The sequence below is a fragment of the Kitasatospora sp. NPDC001664 genome, assembly GCF_053596675.1.
The window spans coordinates 122529-141252 of record NZ_JBSFGS010000020.1; the positions used below are offsets into that span (position 1 = coordinate 122529).

The 18724-nt window shown below is 73.7% G+C and carries 14 protein-coding genes; 8 read left to right on the forward strand and 6 right to left on the reverse strand.

From position 1 onward, the window contains the following. Nucleotides 1–11: 11 nt before the first annotated feature. The 3 genes from ACWCYY_RS26685 to ACWCYY_RS26695 all read left to right on the forward strand — a co-directional run bounded on the left by ACWCYY_RS26685 (nucleotide 12) and on the right by ACWCYY_RS26695 (nucleotide 5037). Complete coding sequence (locus ACWCYY_RS26685) at nucleotides 12–1592, forward strand: AMP-binding protein (RefSeq protein ID WP_449797488.1); 1581 nt, start codon at nucleotides 12–14, stop codon at nucleotides 1590–1592. A gap of 85 nt (nucleotides 1593–1677) precedes the next feature. Continuing rightward, entirely contained in the window at nucleotides 1678–2349 is a 672-nt protein-coding gene (locus ACWCYY_RS26690; protein WP_380149207.1) for a TetR/AcrR family transcriptional regulator, read from the forward strand. 222 nt (nucleotides 2350–2571) lie between these two features. After that, nucleotides 2572–5037 carry a SpoIIE family protein phosphatase gene (locus tag ACWCYY_RS26695; protein WP_345290856.1) on the forward strand — a complete coding sequence of 822 codons (2466 nt, stop codon included), beginning with the start codon at nucleotides 2572–2574 and terminating at the stop codon, nucleotides 5035–5037. Nucleotides 5038–5086: 49 nt separating this feature from the next. Here the strand turns inward: ACWCYY_RS26695 and ACWCYY_RS26700 are convergent, their stop codons facing one another. Both ACWCYY_RS26700 and ACWCYY_RS26705 read right to left on the reverse strand, forming a co-directional pair. Continuing rightward, nucleotides 5087–6625 carry an MFS transporter gene (locus ACWCYY_RS26700; protein ID WP_380149209.1) on the reverse strand — a complete coding sequence of 513 codons (1539 nt, stop codon included), beginning with the start codon at nucleotides 6623–6625 and terminating at the stop codon, nucleotides 5087–5089. Continuing rightward, entirely contained in the window at nucleotides 6622–7176 is a 555-nt protein-coding gene (locus ACWCYY_RS26705; protein WP_449797489.1) for a TetR/AcrR family transcriptional regulator, read from the reverse strand. Before ACWCYY_RS26705 ends, ACWCYY_RS26700 begins: the two co-directional genes overlap by 4 nt. 107 nt (nucleotides 7177–7283) lie before the next feature. Here ACWCYY_RS26705 and ACWCYY_RS26710 point away from each other — a divergent pair, with 107 nt between their 5' ends. Continuing rightward, nucleotides 7284–7883, forward strand: coding sequence for a hypothetical protein (locus tag ACWCYY_RS26710; RefSeq protein WP_345283212.1), 600 nt, complete (start codon nucleotides 7284–7286; stop codon nucleotides 7881–7883). Here the strand turns inward: ACWCYY_RS26710 and ACWCYY_RS26715 are convergent. Both ACWCYY_RS26715 and ACWCYY_RS26720 read right to left on the reverse strand, forming a co-directional pair. Further along, nucleotides 7871–8968: a hypothetical protein gene (locus ACWCYY_RS26715; protein ID WP_449797490.1), complete on the reverse strand. Its 1098-nt coding sequence runs from the start codon at nucleotides 8966–8968 to the stop codon at nucleotides 7871–7873. The two genes, ACWCYY_RS26710 and ACWCYY_RS26715, sit on opposite strands and share 13 nt — an antisense overlap. A 249-nt stretch (nucleotides 8969–9217) precedes the next feature. Further along, the gene (locus tag ACWCYY_RS26720; RefSeq protein ID WP_345283215.1) at nucleotides 9218–9610 is read right to left on the reverse strand and encodes a cell division protein SepF; all 393 of its coding nucleotides are present in this window, start codon (nucleotides 9608–9610) and stop codon (nucleotides 9218–9220) included. A gap of 597 nt (nucleotides 9611–10207) precedes the next feature. Between ACWCYY_RS26720 and ACWCYY_RS26725 the strand changes: the two genes are divergently transcribed. Beyond that, complete coding sequence (locus tag ACWCYY_RS26725; RefSeq protein ID WP_449797491.1) at nucleotides 10208–12634, forward strand: PQQ-dependent sugar dehydrogenase; 2427 nt, start codon at nucleotides 10208–10210, stop codon at nucleotides 12632–12634. 7 nt (nucleotides 12635–12641) lie between these two features. On the opposite strand, the gene ACWCYY_RS26730 is transcribed toward ACWCYY_RS26725, so the two are convergent. Beyond that, complete coding sequence (locus ACWCYY_RS26730) at nucleotides 12642–13565, reverse strand: RNA polymerase sigma-70 factor (RefSeq protein ID WP_449797492.1); 924 nt, start codon at nucleotides 13563–13565, stop codon at nucleotides 12642–12644. A 226-nt stretch (nucleotides 13566–13791) separates the two neighbouring features. On the opposite strand from ACWCYY_RS26730, the gene ACWCYY_RS26735 reads away from it, so the two are divergent. After that, nucleotides 13792–15216 (forward strand): endonuclease/exonuclease/phosphatase family protein, encoded by a 1425-nt coding sequence (locus tag ACWCYY_RS26735; protein WP_449797493.1) that lies wholly within the window; start codon nucleotides 13792–13794, stop codon nucleotides 15214–15216. Nucleotides 15217–15227: 11 nt separating this feature from the next. Then, entirely contained in the window at nucleotides 15228–17216 is a 1989-nt protein-coding gene (locus ACWCYY_RS26740; protein ID WP_449797494.1) for a phosphocholine-specific phospholipase C, read from the forward strand. Between the two features lie 48 nt (nucleotides 17217–17264). Here ACWCYY_RS26740 and bla read toward each other — a convergent pair whose 3' ends face one another. Further along, the gene (gene bla, locus ACWCYY_RS26745; protein ID WP_345283222.1) at nucleotides 17265–18170 is read right to left on the reverse strand and encodes a class A beta-lactamase; all 906 of its coding nucleotides are present in this window, start codon (nucleotides 18168–18170) and stop codon (nucleotides 17265–17267) included. 115 nt (nucleotides 18171–18285) lie between these two features. On the opposite strand from bla, the gene ACWCYY_RS26750 reads away from it, so the two are divergent. Further along, complete coding sequence (locus ACWCYY_RS26750; protein WP_449797495.1) at nucleotides 18286–18681, forward strand: hypothetical protein; 396 nt, start codon at nucleotides 18286–18288, stop codon at nucleotides 18679–18681. Nucleotides 18682–18724: the final 43 nt, after the last annotated feature.

An 18724-nucleotide genomic window follows, 5' to 3' on the forward strand; every position in this document is an offset into this window, starting at 1 on the left:
TGGAGGACCGCATGGTGTTCCGCAGTGACTACCCCGCGATCGACGCACTCGACCTGCCGATCCACGACGCGGTGCTCGGCAACGTGGCCGAGCACCCGGACCAGCCGGCCCTGGTGGACGGCATCACCGGGGAGTCCGTCAGCTACGCCCAACTGGACGGCGCCAGCCTCCGGTTCGCGGCCGGGCTGGCCGAGGCCGGGGTGCGCAAGGGCGACGTGATCGCCCTCTACAGCCCCAACACCATCGCCTATCCGATCGCCTTCTACGGAGCCACCCGGGCCGGGGCCACCGTCACCACGGTCAGCTCGCTGACCACCGCCGCGGAGCTGGCCGGCCAGCTGAAGGACAGCGGTGCCCGCTGGATCATCACCATCTCGGCCTTCCTCCCGGTTGCCGTCGAGGCCGCCAAGGCCGTCGCCGCCGAGGGCGTGCCGGTCACCGAGATATTCGTCTGCGACCGGGCCGAGGGCCACCGCTCGCTCGCCGACCTGATCGCCTCCACCGCCCCGGCGCCGCGCCCGGAGATCGACCCGGCCACCGACATCGCCGTGCTGCCGTACTCCAGCGGCACCACCGGCCTGCCCAAGGGCGTGATGCTCAGCCACCGCAACATCAGCAGCAACCTGCTGCAGACCGACTCGGTGCACGCCACCGGCCGGGGCGAGCGGATCCTGGCCGTGCTGCCGTTCTTCCACATCTACGGCCTGACCGCCCTGCTCAACCACCCGCTGCGCTGCGGCTCCACCGTGGTGGTGCTGCCCCGCTTCGACCTGGAGCAGTTCCTGCGCACCATCCAGGACCAGCGGATCGAGGGTGTCTTCGCCGCCCCGCCGATCGTGCTGGCCCTGGCGAAGCACCCGCTGGTGGACCGCTACGACCTCTCCTCCGTCCGCTACGTGCTGAGCGCCGCAGCCCCGCTCGACGCCGAGCTGGCGGACGCCGCCGCCCGCCGGCTCGGGCTGGACCGGATCCACCAGGGCTACGGGATGACCGAGCTCTCGCCCGTCACCCACGTGGTGCCGCTGGACGACGAGGACCCGCCGGCCGGCACGGTCGGCAAGCTGGTCGCCTCCACCGAGCTGCGGGTGGTCGCCCTGGACGGCTCCGGCACCGATCTCGGGGTCGGCGAGCGCGGCGAACTGCTGTTCAAGGGCCCCCAGGTGATGCGGGGGTACTTCGGCCGCAAGGGCGAGACCGACGCGATGATCGACCCGGACGGCTGGCTGCACACCGGGGACGTCGGCCTGGTCGACGAGCGCGGCTACCTGTTCGTGGTGGACCGGGTGAAGGAGCTGATCAAGTACAAGGGGTACCAAGTCGCCCCCGCCGAGCTGGAGGCGCTGCTGCTCACCCACCCGGAGGTGGCCGACGCCGCGGTGATCGGGGTGCGCGGCGAGGACGGCGAGGAGCGCCCCAAGGCCTTCGTGGTCCGGGCCCCCGGCAGCGGGCTGACGGAGCAGCAGGTCAGCGGGTACGTGGCCGAGCGGGTCGCGCCGTACAAGAAGGTGCGGGCGGTGGAGTTCGTGGAGGTGGTGCCCAAGTCGGCGGCCGGGAAGATCCTGCGCCGGCAGCTGCGCGAGCGGCAGGGCTGACGCCCGGTCAGCGGGCCCGGAGCGGGCGGCTCCCCGCCGGTCTGGCAGGATCGGCGGGGACCGAAGACCCGGCAGGGAGGCCGCCATGACCACCTCAGCGAGCACCTCGGCGCCCGTCCCCGCGGGCACACCGGCCACCGCCCCGGCCGCCCGGATGCCCCAGCAGGACCGCAGCCGGGCCACCCGCCGCCGACTGCTGGAGGCGGCGGTGGAGTGCCTGGCCGAGGTCGGCTGGCAGGGCAGCACCGTCGCGGTGGTGGCCGAGCGGGCCGGGGTCACCCGGGGCGCGGCCCAGCACCACTTCCGCACCCGCGAGGACCTCTTCACCGCCGCCGTGGAGCACGTCGCGGCCGAGCGGCTGGCGGACCTGCGCGCCCACCTGGACGGGCTGGCACCGCCGGCGGAGCGCCGCACGGAGGCGGTGGTCGAGCTGATCGTCCGCCTCTACACCGGGCCGCTGTTCCGCGCCGCGCTGCACCTGTGGGTGGCGGCCGCCACCGAGGAGCCGCTGCGCGGGCGTCTGGTCGCGCTGGAGAACCAGATCGGCCGGGAGGCGCACCGGGCCGCGGTGGAGTTCCTCGGCGCGGACGAGGCCACCCCGGGCGTGCGCGAGACCGTCCAGGCCACCCTCGACCTGGCCCGCGGCCTGGGCCTGGCCAACCTGCTCACCGACGACGGCCAGCGCCGCTCGGGCGTGGTCCGGCAGTGGGCCCGCACCCTGGACGCGGTGCTGGGCGGGGCCCGGGCCGTGACCTGACCGTGGTCCGGCAGGTCACAGCTTGTCCAAGGTGCTGCACGACCATGTCCGAACGGGTGTCCGCTGTCGTAGCCTGTGCCCCGGCCAGCACCCTGACCACCCACCACGTACTCCACCTGACGGACCAGCAGTCGCACCCGTACCCGGGGACGTGCAGTCTGGTGGGGAGCCGATCCGGCCCGGCCCGGCCGGGGAACGTACCTGACAGGTGATCCCCTGATCATGCAAGGCAGCGAGCGGAACACACCGGACGGCACCGGCCCGGCGGCGGGTGCCGTCCCGGCAGACCTGACGGGTCATCGGCTGGTGCCGCTGGCCACCGCCCTGATCGAGGGCGACGGCCGCATCCTGCACTGGAGCGGGGACGCCGAGGCGCTCACCGGGTACACCGCGGACCAGGCCGTCGGCTCCTACGCCGGGCGGCTGCTGATCCCCGACACCGAGCGCGAGCCCGCCCAGGAGCTGTTCCGTCAGATCATGGCCGGCAAGGGCTGGTCCGGGGTGTACGCCATCCGGCACCGCGACGGCCACCGGGTCGAGCTGGAGTTCCGCACCTACCCCATCACCGGCCCCGGCGGCGAGCGGCTGCTGCTGGCCACCGCCTCCGACCTCGGCGCGCTGCGCCAGGTGGAGGGTGACCTCGCGGTGCTGGACGGCATCTTCGCGCAGTCCCCGATCGGGATGGCCGTCTACGACACCGAGCTGCGCTACGTCCGCCTCAACGACGCGCTGGCCCGGATCAACGGCCTCTCCGTCGAGGCGCACCTCGGCCGCCGGATCAACGCGGTGCTGCCCGGCATCAACTCCTCGGAGATCGAGGCGGTGATGCGTCAGGTCCTGGCCACCGGACGGCCGGTGGTCGACGCCCGCTCCCACGGCCGCACCCCCGGCGACCCGCGCCGGGACCGGGCCTGGTCGGCCTCGTACTTCCGGCTGGAGGACTCCACCGGCCAGGTGCTCGGCGTCTCCTCCTCGATCATCGACGTGACCGAGCGCTTCCAGGCCGAGGCCCGCGCCTCCCGGGCCCAGGAGCGGCTGGCCCTGCTCGCCGAGGCCACCGCGAAGATCGGCACCACCCTGGACCTCCAGCGCACCGCCGAGGAGCTGGTCGAGGCCGTCATCCCGCGGTTCGCCGACTTCGCCACCGTCGACCTGCTGGAGCCCGTGCTGCGGGGTGAGGAGCCGTCACGGCTGGAGCCCGACCGGGGCGTCAAGCTGCGCGCGGTGGCGGTCGGCGAGGCGTACGAGGCCGGCATGACCAGCGCGGCCGACGCCGTCGGCTCCACCTCCGAGTACGACTCCAAGCGCACCTACACCGAGTGCCTGCGCAGCGGCCGCCCGCTGCTGCGCCCGCACGTGGACGAGCAGGTGCTGGCCGCCCTGGTGGCCGAGCCGGACCGGGTCGCCCCCGGGGTGCGGGCCGGCATCCACTCGTACCTGATGGTGCCGATCATGGCGCGCGGGATGGTGCTCGGCGGCTCCGAGTTCGTCCGGATGCGCAACCCCGAGCCGTTCTCGGCGGCGGACGTGGCGCTGGCCGAGGAGCTGGTGGCCCGCACCGCCATCGCGCTGGACAACGCCCGGCTCTACCGGCGCGAGCGGGAGACCGCCCTCACCCTGCAGCGCAGCCTGCTGCCGCAGGAGATCCACCGCACGCTCGGTCTGGAGATCGCCTACCGCTACCTGCCCAGCAGCCTGGTCAGCGAGGTCGGCGGCGACTGGTTCGACGTGGTGCCGCTCTCCTGCGGCCGGGTCGCGCTGGTGGTCGGCGACGTGATGGGCCACGGCATCCGGGCGGCCGCGACGATGGGTCAGCTGCGCACCGTGGCGCGGACCCTGGCCACCCTGGACATGCCGCCGGAGCAGGTGCTGACCCGCCTGGACGAGACCGCGATGGGCATCGGCGAGGGCCAGTTCGCCACCTGCATCTGCGCGGTCTACGACCCGGTGGAGGGCACCTGCACGATCGCCTCGGCCGGGCACCTGCCGCCGGTCAAGGTCAGCCCCGACGGGGTGTCCCGGGCGATCGAACTGCCGCCGGGCGTCCCGCTCGGGGTCGGCGGGGTGGCCTTCCAGTCCACCGAGTTCACCCTCACCGAGGGCAGTCTGCTGGCCCTGTACACCGACGGCCTGGTGGAGCGCCGCGGTGAGGACATCGACCACGGCATCGGCCTGCTGGCCCAGGTGCTCTCGGGGCGCGGCCGCACGCTGGAGGCCAGCTGCGACGCGGCGCTGGCCGCCCTGGTGAGCGACGGCACCGAGGACGACATCGCCATGATCATGGCCCGGGCGCTGCCGATCCCTTCCGACCGGATCGCCACCCTCCACCTGGACGGCGAGGGCCCGGCCCCCAGCCGGGCCCGGAAGTTCACCCGGGACACCCTGCGGGCCTGGGGGCTGGCGCAGCTCACCGACTTCGCCGAGCTGATGGTCAGTGAGCTGGTCACCAACGCGCTGCTGCACGCAGAGGCGCCGCGCCGGCTGCGGCTGTTCCGGGACCGGACGCTGACCGTGGAGGTGGCCGACTCGGGCGGCCAGGCCCCGCGCCTGCGGACCGCCGCCGAGCAGGACGAGGGCGGCCGCGGCATGCACCTGGTCAGCGAGCTCGCCCACCGCTGGGGCACCCGCCAGACCAAGGACGGCAAGGTGGTCTGGGCCGAGCTGGAGCTGGACTACCGCTACCGCTGAGCGGTGGCGCGCGCGAGCCCCCTGACGGTCGGTCAGGGGGCTCGTCGGCTCAGTGGACCAGGTGGTCGGCGGGGCGCTCGGCCCCGGCGGCGGCGTCCTGGCCGCGGAGCTTCCACCAGGCGAAGAGCGAGGCGGAGAGCAGCAGGGCTCCCGCCGCGATCGCGGCCACGTTCATGCCGTGCACGAAGGCGGTGCGGGCGGCGGCGGTGAGCTGCTCGCCCAGTTCGGCGGGCAGGGTGGAGGCGGCCTGCACCGCGTTGCCGATCGACTGCTCGGCCTCGGTGCCGAGGGCCTCGGTGCCGGCCGGCATCACCAGCGAGCCGGCGTAGATGGCGGTGACCACCGAGCCCAGCAGGGCGATGCCGAGGGCGGTGCCCAGCTCGTAGGCGGTCTCCGAGACGGCGGAGGCGGCGCCGGCCTTCTCCGGCGGCGCGGCGGTGAGCACCAGGTCGGCGGAGAGGGTGTAGACGATGCCCTCGGCCGCGCCGGCGGCCAGGAAGGCGGCGCCGAGCAGCAGGTAGGGGCTGCCCTGGTGCACCCAGCCGAGCACCGCGACGCCCGCGCCCATGGCCAGCAGACCCCCGGCCAGGGTGGCCCGGACACCGGCCCGGCGGGCCAGCTTCGCGGTCAGCAGACCGCCGGCCACGGCGCCGACGAAGGCCGGCAGCTCGGCCAGACCGGCCGTCAGCGGGGAGTACCCGCGCACCAGTTGGAGGTACTGCGACATGAAGAAGATCACGCCGGAGAGCCCGATCAGCGAGGCCAGCGAGGAGAGCACGGCCGCGGTGAAGCGCGGGTTGACGAAGAGCCGGACGTCCAGCAGCGGGGACTCCAGCCGCAGCTGGCGGCGGACGAAGACGGTGAGCGCGGTGGCACCGAGCGCGAAGGTCACCGGGATCGGCCAGTGGCCGAGGCCGTTGGCCGCGGCCTCCTTGACCGCGTAGACCACGCCGATCACACCGGTCATCGACAGCAGCACGCTGAGCACGTCCCAGCGGCCGGGCTTGGGGTCCTTGGACTCGGGCAGCAGCCAGCCGCCGAGCACCAGCAGCAGGGCCAGCACGGGGAGGTTGAGCAGGAAGACCGAGCCCCACCAGAAGTGCTCGAGGAGCACACCGCCGACCACCGGGCCGAGCGCGGCGCCGGCGGTGGCGCCCGCGCCCCAGATGCCGATCGCGGTGGCCCGCTCCCGGGCGTCCGGGAAGAGGCTGCGGATCAGCGAGAGGGTGGAGGGCATGATGGTGGCGCCGGCGATGCCGAGCAGCGCGCGGGCCAGGATCAGCCAGCCGGGGGTGGGTGCGTAGGCGGCCAGCAGCGAGGCGGCGCCGAACGCGGTGGAGCCGATCAGCAGCAGCTTCTTGCGGCCGATCCGGTCGCTGAGCGCGCCCATGCTGACCAGCAGGCCGGCCAGCACGAAGGAGTAGGCGTCACCGATCCAGAGCAGCTGGGTGCCGCTGGGGTGCAGGGTCTCGCTGATCGAGGGCAGGGCGAGGGAGAGCACGGTCGCGTCGAGCGCGACCAGGGTCACCGCCAGTACCAGTACGCCGAGGCCGAGCCAGCGGGAACGGGCGGAGTGGGTGGTGCTCATTTCTGTTCAGGGCTCCTGAGGGCACCGCCGAGGAAGAGCTCGGCGAGCGAGTAGGCACTGTCACGGGGGGCGAGGCGTCCGTCCTGGACCGCCCAGCCGATGCCGGCCACGAGGTCGAAGAAGGCCTCGCTGAGCCAGCCGGCGGAGAGCTCGACGCGGAACACGCCCTCCTGCTGGCCACGGAGGAAGAGCGCGCGGACCCGGGCGTCCTGGACCTCCCAGAGGTCGTTGATCTCCTGGTCGTCGAAGAGCTGGTTCTCTCCGGCCAGGAAGGCGCAGAGCGCGGCGTCGGGTACGACGGCGTCCACCAGGCGGCGCAGGGCGGCCTCCGGGCTGCCGCTCTCGATCGCGGCCGTGTCGAGCGCGGCGGCGAACTTGCGCAGGCCGAGCGCGCCCACCTCGCGGATCAGCGCCTCGCGGCCGGGGAAGGTGCGGTGCAGCGTGGCACGGCTGATCCCGGCGGCGCGGGCGATCTCGTCGAGGTGGGCGGTCGGGCGGCGGGAGAGCACGCCGACGGCGGCTTCGAGTACGGAGTCGCGGTCTGTGGCCATGGAGCGAGTGTAGCTCACATGAGACATGGATGTCTCAAACGGGGCGCCGAGTGTTCAAGGGGCCGGGGCGCTGTCCGGCGGGAGGCGGGAGCTGATAGGGATGGGGCATGCGCTTCACCGCCGTTCCGATGCCGTCCTCCGTCGCGGCCAGGCCCCAGGACAGCCGTGGGTACCCCGTGCCCGCCATCACGCCGTGGGAGGAGGACGAGCCGCAGTTCGCGCTGACCGACTACGGGCGCAGCGCCGAGTGCGCGCGGGAGCGGCTCTGCTCGGTGTGCGGGCGGGAGATGCCGGCCGGGCCGGTGTGGCGGGTGGTCGGGGCGGCCGAGAGCGCGGCGATCGGGGAGGCGCTGGCGGCGGGCCGGCGGTACCGCAACCTGGCCCCGACCCTGGAAGGGCCGGGGCACCGGGTGTGCATGCTGTACGCCTCGATGGTCTGCCCGTACCTGGCCCGGCCGAACGCCCGGCGCGGGCTGTCGGCGGAGCGGCCGGACGAGTTGACGGAGCATCTGGTCCGCGGGACGGCCCGGGGCGCCACGGGCGCGGTGGTCGGGTTCGCGGACTACGAGTACGCGATCACCGAGGCCAACGTGCTGTTCCGCTTCCTGGAGCCGGTCGAGTTCCTGCCGCACGGGCGCTCGGAGGAGCACCTGGAGCTGCTGCGGGCCGAACTCGACCGGCCGGGCGGGGCGGTTCAGCCCCGGTAGGCGGGCAGACCGCGGACCGAGGAGACCAGCTCGGGGGCGGCGGAGCCGTCGGCCGGCAGGACGGCGATCCCCGCGGGGGTGCGCACCGCGACGGTCTTGCCGTCGCGGGACCAGGCGGGCTCGGTGAAGTCCTCGCCCGCGTACGGGGTGAGGTCCTTGGCGGTCCGGTCCTCGGTGCGCAGGCTCTGCCGGAAGACGTGGTTGTGGCCGCCGACCGGCCGGACGAAGACCAGGGAGTCGCCGTCGGCGGAGATCGCGGGCTGCGAACCCTTCGTCACCACGCCGCCCTGCTGGCGCAGGTAGTCGTCGCGGATGTAGACGTCGCCGTCGGTGGTGTTGGCGTAGACGGTGGTGCCCAGCCGGTCCGAGCCGTTGATCCAGGTGTTCCCGGTGGTGGGCAGTGCGACGGCGTTCTCGTCGGAGTAGTTCCCCAGCGGCAGCGCCGCGGGGGCGTGGGCGGTGCCGTCCACGGGCACCGTGGCCAGCCGGGTGGTGCCGTCGCGGGTGATGGTGAAGAACAGGTTCTTCTTCGGCGAGCCGCCCTGGTAGCCGTCGGAGACCTGCCAGGTCGGGTGGGACCAGCTCTGGCCGCCGGGGTTCTTCGCGACCAGGGAGCGGCCGGTGCCGTCGGGGCGGCTGGTGACCAGGTCGCCGTTGCCGTCGACGAAGGCGGCGCGCGAGCCGTCGGGGGACCAGGAGAGGTCGCGGACGGCGGTGTGGAAGTCGACCGTGGTGCCGTCCATCACGACCAGGTTGGTGCCGTTGCTGATGGTCAGTCCGGTGTGCGCGGTCCGGTTCAGCAGCGCCGCCGGCACGACGCCCGGCGCGGTGGTGCGCGGGGCGGCCGGGGTGGTCGGCACGGCCGGGGTGGTCGGGGTCGCGGAGGCCGAGGGGGTCGCGGTGGCCGACGGGGCTGCGGTCGGCGACGCCGGGGCGTCGGTGGACGGCCGGCTCGGAGCGGAGCTCGCGGCGGGCGCGGCGGACCTGCCCGTCGCCGGGTCGCAGGCGGTGAGCAGCAGGGTGGTGCCGGTGGTGAGCGCGCAGACGAGCGAGACGGCGGCGCGGCGGCGGATGCGAGCGGACATGGTGACTTCCCCCTGGAAGGCGAGACGGGTCGTGGATCGTGCCGTGAGACGCCCTTCGGTCGTTGAGCCTCTGTCACCAGGCGACCGCTTGCTGCTCCGTGCGATGCGAGAAGCCTGTCAGCCGCACGTCCTCGAACTGTCGAGCGACTGTCACCGCCGGGCAACAGTGCCCGGCGGCCCGCACAGGGAACGGGGAGAGGCCCGGCGCCCCCTGGTGGGGGCGCCGGGCCTCTCGGGCCTGTCGTCGCGTCAGCTCTGGTTGTAGAAGCCGGTGTCGTCGAGCGGGCGGTCGATCACCATCACCTCGACGTCGGCCGGGGTGAGCAGGAAGACCCGGCGGGCGATCCGCTCGATCCCGCCCATGGTGCCGAAGACCAGACCGGAGGCGAAGTCCACCATCCGCTTGGCCTCGGCGTCCGACATCTCCGTCACGTCCATGACCACCGGGGTGCCCGAACGGATGTGCTCGCCCACGGCGCGCGCGGCTTCGAAGCCGGTCGGCTTCAGGGAGACGATCTTCGCCGGGGCGGGGACCGCCACGGCACTCTCCTGGGTCGGCCACTGATCCTCGTACACGGCAGCCGGGTAGTGGCCGGAGGGCATCAGCCACCCGTTGTGGTGCTCGTCGCGAAGTGCTCCCATGCCGCGCCTCCCTCGTTCCGTCCCGTACTCGTCCCCCCGGGTGTACGCGTCTCTTGACGCGTCATCCATCCGTCGGAACTGTCCGAGTATCGCACTGATCACCGCTCCGGCGCCCGCCCGTGACCGCCGTACGGGCGCGGGTCGTGACAGAATCCGGACACTTCCGGGCAGCTGCCGCGTCCGGGCCGGTCGGCGAACGGTTGCGCGCGTAGACCATATCGGTGTGCGCCACGGCACAGTTGACTCCTCGTCAACAGTCCGGTAACAGCTTGGCGGCGGTGCGGTGCGGGCGTGTCGAGGGTGGCCGGCGGGTGTGGTGAGGCCCACTCCGGCCCCGGCGCGCCGGGGCCCGCTGGAGCCGACGGGCCGTCAGGGCCGGTGCGGCAACCGGGGGACGCCTGGTGGCGGAGCGGGCCGGAGGGTGGCCCCCGGTCGCCCGGCCGAGCCGGCCCGGTCCCGATGAATCGGAAAGTTTCCTAACCATGCTCTTGACCGTGCCCGCGCAGGCCGGGATTCTGAACGGGCCCGTCCGGACGGGGACTTCACCGCCCGTGCCCGGCGCCGGCGGTGAACTCCCTGACCTGCAAGGAGAATCGGATGAGAGCCAGGAATCTCGCGGCCACCGGCGGAGCCCTCGCCGCTCTGGTGCTCGGCACGGTGGCCGCGCCCCCGGCGCCGGCCGCGGCCGCCCGCTACGAGGCGGAGGGCGCGAGCGTGACCAAGGGTGCGGTGGAGTCCAACCACACCGGCTACTCGGGCACCGGATTCGTCAACGGCGACAACGCGTCGGGCAGTTCGGTCGAGTTCACGGTGAACGCCGCCACCGCCGGCGCCGGGGTGCTGTCCGTCCGGTACGCCAACGGCACCACCATCGACCGCCCCGCCGACATCACCGTCAACGGGGCCCGGGTCGCCGCCGGGCGGTCCTTTCCGTCCACCGGCACCTGGGACACCTGGACCACCGCGACCGTGACCGCCCCGCTCACCGCGGGGGCCAACAAGGTCCGCCTCACCTCCAGCAGCGCCGACGGCCTGCCCAACCTCGACTACCTGGAGGTGGAGGTCACCGCGCCGAGCACCGACTACCAGGCCGAGGACGCCACGCTCGGCCAGGCCGCGGTGGCCACCAACCACACCGGCTTCACCGGCACCGGTTTCGTGGACTACACCAACGCGGTGGGCTCGTACGTCGAGTTCGCGGTCAGCGCCGGCACCGCCGGGACGGCCCCGCTGACCCTGCGCTACGCCAACGGCACCACGGTGGACCGCCCGATGGACCTGGTCGTGAACGGCACCGTGGTGGCCGCCGGGATCTCCTTCCCGGCCACCACCACCTGGGACACCTGGGCCACCAAGACGGTGAACGTCCCGCTGCTCGCCGGGGCCAACACCGTCCGGGCCACCGCGACCACCGCCAACGGCGGGCCCAACCTGGACCGGATCACGGTCGGCGTCACCGCCGACACCGTGCCGCCGAGCCGCCCCGCCCAGCTCAGCTGCACCGACATCGGCCCGAACGGCCTGACCCTGAACTGGGCCCCCGCCACCGACAACGCCGGCGTCAGCGCGTACGACCTCTACGAGCACGGCAACAAGCTGGCCGAGGCCCCCGGCGACGCCACCGCCAAGGTGCTCACCGGGCTGGCCCCCAGCACCACCTACAACCTCACGGTGATCGCACGGGACGCGGCCGGCAACGCCTCCCCGGCCAGCGTCGCCCTGGACTGCACCACCACGGCGAGCACCGACCCGCTGCCCAGCACGCCGGGCACGCCCACCGTCTCGGAGGTCAAGGCCAGCTCGGCGAAGCTGAGTTGGGGAGCCTCCAGCGACGACAAGGGCGTGGTGGCGTACGAGGTGCGCAGCGGCAGCGCCGTCCTGGCCACCGTCACCGGCGCCCCGCCGGCCACCACGACCACCGTGACCGGCCTGGCCTGTGACGCCTCGTTCGCCCTCACCGTGGTGGCCAAGGACACGGCCGGTGGCTACTCCCCGGCCTCCGCGCCCGTCGGCTTCACCACCGGTGCCTGCACCGCCGACGGCGGCGTGCCCGGCTCCCCGGCCACCCTGTCCTCCGGCTGGACCGTCCCGTGGGGCATCGGCTGGCTGCCCGACGGCTCCAACGCCCTGGTCACCGAACGGGATTCGTTCAAGGTCTTCCGGCAGGCCAAGGACGGCTCCAAGACCCTGGTCGGGACGGTGCCCAACGCGGTGACCACCGACGGCGAGGGCGGCCTGCTCGGCGTGGCGATCGACCCCAACTGGACGTCCAACAAGTACGTCTACTTCATGCACACCGCCTCCGAGGGCAACCGGATCGTCCGGATGACCTACAACGGCAGCTCGCTCGGCGGCTACACCGTGCTGCTCCAGGGCATCAAGAAGAACCGCTACCACAACGGCGGGCGGCTGGCCTTCGGCCCCGACGGCTACCTCTACGCCACCACCGGCGACGCCCAGACCCAGGCCCTGGCCCAGGACAAGAACTCGCTCAACGGCAAGATCCTGCGCCTGACCACCGCGGGCAAGCCCGCCCCCGGCAACCCCTTCGGCAACTACGTCTACAGCCTCGGCCACCGCAACCCGCAGGGCCTGGCCTTCGACCGGAGCGGGCGGCTCTGGGAGGCCGAGTTCGGCGACTCCAAGTTCGACGAGCTCAACCTGATCAAGCCCGGCGCCAACTACGGCTGGCCGACCTGCGAGGGCACCTGCTCCACCGCCGGGATGACCAACCCCAAGGCCACCTGGGCGGTCAACGTGGCCTCCCCGAGCGGCATCGCCATCGTCCGCAACGTCATCTACATGGCCGCCCTCAAGGGCACCCGGATGTACCGCATCCCGATCAACGGCGACACCGAGACCGTCGGCACCGCCACCTCCTACTACGTCGGCACCTACGGCCGCCTGCGCACCGTCACCAAGGTGCCGGGGGCGGACCAGCTCTGGCTGACCACCACCAACGCCGACAACAACGGCGGGGCGGCCGACGGCGCCGACAAGATCTTCCGGATCTCCATCGGCTGACGGCGGGTCAGGAGGAGGTGCGGCGGGCGCGCCGCACCTCCTCGCTGACCGCCCAGGCGTCGGCCACCGGCCCGAGGTGGCGCAGCTTGTCCGGGTTGAGCACCACCCGGACGGCCTGCACCTGCCCCTCCAGCACGTCCAGGGCCAGCGCCTGGAGCACCTTCCCGTCGCGGTCCCGGAACACGGCGCCGGGCTGGCCGTTGACCTCCTGCGGCTCGACGGTGACGTCGATCCGCAGCAGCACCGGGAAGACCGCGGCGAGCAGCCGGGCGACGTTGGCCGCACCGCTGACCGCCCGGGCCAGCTGCGGGGCCTTCCCGCCGCCGTCGCCGACGAACTGCACGTCGGCGGCGAGCAGCTGCTGGAGCCCCTCCATGTCGCCGCCGGCCATCGCCTCGAAGAACCGGGCCGCCAGCTCGTCCCGCTCCGCGCGGTCGGCCTCGAAGCGGGGCCGGCCCTCGGCCATGTGCCGCTTGGCCCGGACCAGCAGCTGGCGGCAGGACGCCTCCGAGCGGCCGACCGCGGCGGCGATCTCCGGGTACTCGAAGCCGAACACCTCGCGCAGCAGGAAGACCGCCCGCTCCACCGGGCCGAGCCGCTCCAGCAGCAGCAGGGCCGCCATCGACACCGAGTCCGCCAACTCGGCCGCCCGCTCCGGGTCCTGGTAGGGATCGCTGAGCAGCGGCTCCGGGAACCACGGCCCGACGTACGCCTCCCGCCGCACCCGGGCCGAGCGCAGCACGTCGATCGAGAGCCGGGTGACCGTGGTCGACAGGAAGGCCTTGACCGAGTCGGGCCTGGTCGGCGAGGCGTCGTAGCGCAGCCAGGCTTCCTGCACGACGTCCTCGGCCTCGCTCACACTGCCGAGGATCCGGTAGGAGACCGAGAACAGCAGCGGCCGGAGCTCCTCGAACTCCTCGACCTTGGTCATGCGGTGCCCCCCGTGCGATGTGACGTTCGATCATGGGAACTCTGCCACCGGGCGGTTCCCGGTCGACGGGCGGGGTGGGGGCCCGGGGGCCGTGAGTTCCGGGGAAGACCGGCGGACGGTCACGTTCCGTTCATCGGGAGGCCGCCCGGCCCCGACTGAATGGGCCGGGTTGTACAGCCAACTCGACGCAGCCGCGCGCCCCCTGGCCGCGGCGGACAGGACCCCCGTGGCCGCAGGTTCCTCCCTCAGCCTCTCCACGCCGCAGAGCCCCACCGAAGGCGACCGGCTCACCTTCCGCTGGACCACCGACGCCCCCGACGCCAAGAACTGGGTCGGTGTCTACGACGGCGACCGGCTGCCGGGCACCGGCTCCTCGCTGCTCTGGAAGTACACCGTGGCCGCCTCGGGGGAGGTGCAGCTGGACACCTCGGCGCTGACCGACGGCCCGTACACCGCCTACCTGTTGGCCAAGGACGGCTACGGCGTCCTGGCGCGCAGCGCGCCGTTCTCCTTCCGTCCGCGCCCGGTCGCGCCGCGCCCGCACCTGGCGGTGGACGCGCTGACCGCGACCGTCGTGGCGCCCTCGGCCGCGTTCCGGATCGAGCTCGGCGGGCTGTGGATGCTCGGCTCCTCGGCGCCGGTCTTCCGCAAGACGGGCGGCGACTCCTGGCTCTCCGTCAGCGCGGGCGGCACCGTCACCGGCACCGCCCCGAACGCGCCACTGCCCCGGCCCGCCGTGCTCACCGTCGCGGTCAAGGACGCGGCCGGGAACACCGACGCGCTCACCGTCCAGGTGCCGGTCGAGCACCGCAGGCCGCGGCTGAAGACGGCCACCCTCAACCTCTGGAAGGCCGGCGCGAACACCACGGACGCGCTGGAGAAGCAGCTGCGGGTGGTGCTCACCCAGGGCTGGGACGTGGTGGCCCTCCAGGAGACCGGCGGCACCGCCGCCCAGGCGCTGGCCGACGCGCTCGGCTGGTACGCGTACCAGAGTGCGGGCAGCGTCGGCGTGCTGAGCCGCTACCCGCTGGCCGAGGTGACCGCGCCGACCGCTGAGCTGCCGGCCGCCGGCGTCACGGTGCAGCTGCCCGGCGGCCGGGCGGTGCGGTTCTGGGCCGCCCACCTGGACGAGGCGGACTACGGCCCGTACGCCGTGCAGGACGGCCGGAGCGCCGAGGCGGTGCTCGCGAGCGAGAAGGCCTCGGCCCGCGGCCGGCAGGCGCTGGCCCTGGCCGCCGCCGTGAAGGCCGAACTGGCCGTCCGCAAGCCGCTCCCCGTGGTGCTCGCCGCCGGGCTGGCCTCGCCCTCGCACCTGGACTGGACACCGGCCACCGCCGCCGCGCACGGCGGGGTCGCGGCGCTGGAGTGGCCGGTGACGGCGGCCCTGCGCGACGCGGGCCTGGTCGACGCCTACCGGCTGGCCCACCCCGACCCGGCGGCCTCCCCGGGCACCACCTGGTCCGTCACCCGGGTCTCGCGCGGCACGCAGCCCGAGCCGCAGGACCGGATCGACCAGGTGCACTTCGCCGGGAGGCTCACCCTGGTCGAGGCCCACACCCTGACCACCGGCTGGCCCGCCGCCGAACCCGCGGCCGCCGCCAACGGCTGGCCCTCGGACACCGCCGCCGCCGTCGCCACCTTCACGATCTGAGAGGCCGCCAGATGACTCCCCAGCTCAGCCGCCGCACCTTCGTCTCCGCCTCCGCCGCGGCCGCGGCGGCCGGTGTGATCGGCGGTGCCGGTGCCACCGAGGCGGCCGCCGCCGACACCGAGGCCGCCAAGGCCAAGCGGCCCAAGCCCGGCACCGGCACCGTCGCCGACGTCAAGCACGTGGTCATCCTGATGCAGGAGAACCGCTCCTTCGACCACTACTTCGGCACCCTGAACGGCGTGCGCGGCTTCGCCGACAAGCAGGCGCTGCAGTTCCCGGACGGCGGCGACGTGTTCCGCCAGCCCGACGCGGGCCGCAGCGACGGCGGCGTGATGCTGCCGTACCGGATGGACACCTCGAAGTACAACGCGCAGAACGCCGGCGGCCTCCCGCACGACTGGGCCACCGGCCACCAGGCGATCAACAACGGCGCGATGAACAAGTGGATCGCCGCCAAGGGCGAGCGCGCGATGGGCTACTTCACCCGCGAGGACATCCCCTACCAGTTCGCGCTGGCCGACGCGTTCACCCTCTGCGACGCGTACTTCTGCTCGCTGGCCGGGCCCACCGACCCCAACCGCCTCTACCTGTGGACCGGCACCGCCGGCCCGGGCAAGGACGGCACCACCGGCCCGTGGATCGACAACACCCCGGTGACGGACAACCCGGTGGCCGACTGGACCACCTACGCGGAGCGCCTGCAGGCCGCGGGCGTGAGCTGGCGGGTCTACCACAACCCCAGCAAGGACGAGCGGACCGGCGACTACGACGACAACGCGCTCTCGTACTTCAAGCAGTTCCACGCCTTCCCGAAGGACGACCCGCGGTACGTCAACGCGATGACCAAGTTCGACCCCGCCGCCTTCGACGCCGACTGCAAGTCCGGTGCGCTGCCGACGGTCTCGTGGCTGGTCGCCCCGTACCTGTTCTCCGAGCACCCGAACGCGGGCCCGGCGTACGGCGCGCACTGGGTCAACACGGCGCTGCAGTCGCTGATGTCCAACCCGGAGGTGTGGAACCACACCGTCTTCCTGGTCATGTACGACGAGAACGACGGCTACTTCGACCACATGGTGCCGCCCACCCCCGAGCCGGGCACCCCCGAGGAGTTCGCCCAGGGCCGGGCGATCGGCCTCGGCAACCGCGTCCCGCTCTGGGTCGCCTCGCCGTGGTCGCGCGGCGGCTGGGTGAACTCCCAGGTCTTCGACCACACCTCGGTGGTGCAGTTCCTGGAGGTGGTGACCGGGGTGGCGGAGCCCAACGTCTCCGCCTGGCGCCGCACCGTCTGCGGCGACCTGACCAGCTGCTTCGACTTCACCAAGCCGGACTTCTCGATCCCCTCGCTGCCCGACACCAACGCCCTGATGGCCCGGGCCGACGCGGGCGCGGGCCTGCCGGCGGTCAGGCTCCCGGCGGTGGGCGGCCAGTCGATGCCGCCGCAGGAGCCGGGGGAGCGGCCGCACCGCAAGCTGCCCTACGGGCCCGGCGCGGAGGTGGCCGTGGACCGCGCCACCGGCCGGATCACCTGCACCATGACCAACACCGGCACGGCCGGCTTCCCCTACACGGTCTACCCGAACGTCCGACTCCCGTTCGCCGGAACGCCGTTCACCGTCCCGTCGGCCCAGGCCAGGACCTACGTCTGGGACGCCTCGGCCACCGACGGCCAGTACGACTTCACCGTGCACGGGCCCGACGGCTTCGTCCGCCGCTTCGCCGGGACGGTGGTCCGGGCGGAGCAGCAGGACGTGGCGGTGCCGGTGGTGGAGGCGCTCGTGCAGCGCAACAAGGTGGCCCTGCACCTGCACAACGACGGCGGCACGGAGGTGTCCTTCACCCTCTCGGCCCATGACTTCGCGGGCCGGACCCAGACGGTGTGGGTCGCCGCCGGGAAGCAGGCCACCGTCAACTGGCCGCTCGACAACGGCCGTTACGACGTCACGGTGACCGCCGCGACCGGCACCCGCTTCGTGCGGCGGTACGCGGGCACGGTGCACTGACCTCCCGCCGCCGGGCCCCGCCGCGTGGGCGGGGCCCGGCGGCGCGGATCAGGCCAGGGCCTCGGCGGCGATGGCGGCGGCCTCGGCGATCAGCGGCTCGTCGGCGACGGCCTTCGGGTCCTGATGGGTGGTCAGCACGACGATCGCGACCGGACCGCGGCCGGGCGGCCAGGCCACCCCGGCGTCGTTGGCCGTGCCGTAGGACCCGGTGCCGGTCTTCTCCGCCACCGTCCAGTCCTTCGGCAGCCCGGCCCGCAGCCGGTTCCCGCCGGTGGTGTTGGCGCGCAGCCAGCCGGTGAGGCGCTCGCGGTCGGCCGGCTCCAGCGCCCGGCCGGTGACCAGCTTCGCGTTGGTCCGGGCCAGCGCGCGCGGGCTGGTGGTGTCGGTGGCCCGGCCCGGCTCGGCCGAGTTGAGCGCGGGCTCCCAGCGGTCGAGCCTGGTCACCCGGTCGCCCAGCGAACGGCAGAACCGGGTCACGGCCCCGGGGCCGCCGAGCTCCTTGAGCAGCAGGTTGGCGGCCCCGTTGTCGCTGAACCGGACGGCGGCGTCGCAGAGCTGCTCCACCGTCAGACCGGCCGCGACGTTCTCGGGCAGGCCGGTGACCGGTGCGTAGCCGGAGTCGGCGGCCTCCTTCGCGGTGTAGCGGACGCGGCGGTCGAGCGGGCCGTCGAGGTCGCGGAGGACGGCGGCCACGGCGAGGGTCTTGAAGGTCGAGCAGAGCGGGAACAGCTCGTCGGCCCGGTGGTGGACGGTGCGGCCGGAGTCGGCGGCGCGCGCGTACACCCCGAGGCGGGCGCCGTGCTCCCGCTCCAGCGCGCGCAGCCGCTCCGTCACGTCGCCGCGCCCCCGGGCGGCCGCTCTGCCGGCCGGGAGGAGGGTGGCGGCCGTCACCAGGGCGGCCCCGCCGATCATCTGACGCCGGCTCGGGCCCTGAAGCGCGTTGCGTGTGTCCATGCCCACCAGGACGCCGATCGGGCCCGAACCGTTCCGATCCCGCCACGACCGGGGTCCGACCGGCGGATCCGGGTACACCGGGAGCGACTGGGGGAGTCGAACGGATGGGGGATCCGTGAAGCCTGGAACGAGCCGGTACGTGTTCTTCGCGGTCTGCTGCTACGAAGCGGTCGGCCTGGTGTTCGCGGCCCTCTGCTGGGGGGCGCTGTGGCTGCTCGGCATCGCCGACGCCGGCGACCTGGACCAGTGGCCCCTGATGATGGGCTCCTTCGGCGCCATCGGTTTCGACTTCCACGGGCGGGAGCCCGGATCGAAGCGGCGGCTCGCCGTAGCTGCGGGCATCGTGGTCCTCGGGGCGGCGTTGGTGGCCGGGCACCTGCTCGGCGAGGCCGTCCGGGCCGGATGGGGGCCAGGCATCGGAACGATCCTGGGCACCCTGGTCGGCCTGCCCGCCGGGGCCGTGGTGTTCACCGCGATCTCGACGCCGGTCCGGGGCGAGGCCGCCGGCTGAGCGGACGGCTCCGGCCCGGATGTGTCGGCCGTGGCCGGCAGAG

Coding starts and splice junctions, on each gene's coding strand:
- ACWCYY_RS26685 (WP_449797488.1), top strand. CDS start 12: ATGGTGTTCCGCAGTGACTACCCCGCGATCGACGCACTCGACCTGCCG.
- ACWCYY_RS26690 (WP_380149207.1), top strand. CDS start 1,678: ATGACCACCTCAGCGAGCACCTCGGCGCCCGTCCCCGCGGGCACACCG.
- ACWCYY_RS26695 (WP_345290856.1), top strand. CDS start 2,572: ATGCAAGGCAGCGAGCGGAACACACCGGACGGCACCGGCCCGGCGGCG.
- ACWCYY_RS26700 (WP_380149209.1), bottom strand. CDS start 6,625: ATGAGCACCACCCACTCCGCCCGTTCCCGCTGGCTCGGCCTCGGCGTA.
- ACWCYY_RS26705 (WP_449797489.1), bottom strand. CDS start 7,176: ATGGCCACAGACCGCGACTCCGTACTCGAAGCCGCCGTCGGCGTGCTC.
- ACWCYY_RS26710 (WP_345283212.1), top strand. CDS start 7,284: ATGCGCTTCACCGCCGTTCCGATGCCGTCCTCCGTCGCGGCCAGGCCC.
- ACWCYY_RS26715 (WP_449797490.1), bottom strand. CDS start 8,968: ATGTCCGCTCGCATCCGCCGCCGCGCCGCCGTCTCGCTCGTCTGCGCG.
- ACWCYY_RS26720 (WP_345283215.1), bottom strand. CDS start 9,610: ATGGGAGCACTTCGCGACGAGCACCACAACGGGTGGCTGATGCCCTCC.
- ACWCYY_RS26725 (WP_449797491.1), top strand. CDS start 10,208: ATGAGAGCCAGGAATCTCGCGGCCACCGGCGGAGCCCTCGCCGCTCTG.
- ACWCYY_RS26730 (WP_449797492.1), bottom strand. CDS start 13,565: ATGACCAAGGTCGAGGAGTTCGAGGAGCTCCGGCCGCTGCTGTTCTCG.
- ACWCYY_RS26740 (WP_449797494.1), top strand. CDS start 15,228: ATGACTCCCCAGCTCAGCCGCCGCACCTTCGTCTCCGCCTCCGCCGCG.
- bla (WP_345283222.1), bottom strand. CDS start 18,170: ATGGACACACGCAACGCGCTTCAGGGCCCGAGCCGGCGTCAGATGATC.